General features: G+C 33.9%; 1 protein-coding gene. It reads left to right on the top strand.

Annotated features, from left to right (window positions below; all coding sequences use genetic code 11):
• Positions 1-260: 260 nt before the first annotated feature.
• Positions 261-965, top strand: coding sequence for a hypothetical protein (locus ES677_RS15130; RefSeq protein ID WP_148381727.1), 705 nt, complete (start codon positions 261-263; stop codon positions 963-965).
• The last annotated feature ends 129 nt before the right edge of the window (positions 966-1,094 follow it).

The raw sequence follows: 1,094 nt of genomic DNA, 5'->3' as shown, positions 1-1,094 counted from the left end.
AAAGAGAGGGGGTTTTCAATGTTGACGAGATCATAGTCTCCGCGTGTATAATAACCTTATTCCTCCCTTTTGTTCCTTCTTATTTATATGTCTTAATTTAGTGTTTTTATTGAAATGCTAACTTAAGCCGTGTATAGTTAATTGCTTGGTTATCGCCTACTTACGAAAATCCTCGCGGATTTTCTATTCGGTTTTTATTTGCTAACTTTAACGCTTAAACCACGCAACTAACCATACACAACAACGTTACCTAACATTAAATGAACATCGAACGACCATTTAAAATTGATTTAAATAAAAAGGATTTAACAGCAGAAATTTCACTTCCGAAAACTTTGTATTCTGGAGAACAATTAGTGGATATTCACATTGCACCAACTATAGTAAAACTGGAAAAAGGAAACGACGGAAGAAAACCAGTTCTACCCTTTGACGAAAAAATGTTTACTGACGATATTTATAAAAAATTCAATCGCTTAACCTACAGTATTGGAAAACTAAACAGGTTAGCGGAATTAATTTACGACAAGCTAAAACGGACAATTTTGCTCTATCTGGCAGTCAATGAGTTGGAGAAATTGACTGAACGAAATAAAAAATGTAAAAACTTAAAAGAATATAACTTTAAAAAGGACTTGACTTTCGGACAATTAAGAAATGTATTTAGTTGTATAATAAAAACTGATTCGGAATTTGAGCAATTTTCGGAATTGGATAGTGCAGAAAAACGAAATAAGTTTAGTATACTTTTTGATAATTATATTGTCGACAGAGACTGTTACACTCACGGAATTTTATCATTCTTATATCCAGAATTTGAACCAATTTTAAAAGTTAAACCACCTGGCTCTGAAGAACATTATGTTGGACTAACGGAAAAAATATTACGAGATAATTTGTTGACTTACAAAAAAATAGACGGAATATTAAGCGAGATAAATCAAGTGTGGCAAGAAAAACGTTAGGTAATCGAGTAGACGGCTGACAATCGAATGATTGCCAGTGCGCCTCTCACACCACCGTACGTACGGGTCTCGTATACGGCGGTTCAACGTTCATCTCAACAATTGCTCTTTACACCAATTGAAGCTACC

Origin of the sequence: Bizionia gelidisalsuginis (assembly GCF_008086185.1) — a bacterium.
Taxonomy (GTDB): domain Bacteria; phylum Bacteroidota; class Bacteroidia; order Flavobacteriales; family Flavobacteriaceae; genus Bizionia; species Bizionia saleffrena.
Note: the sequence above shows the minus strand (reverse complement) of the source record. Positions and strands in the feature narration are given on the sequence as shown.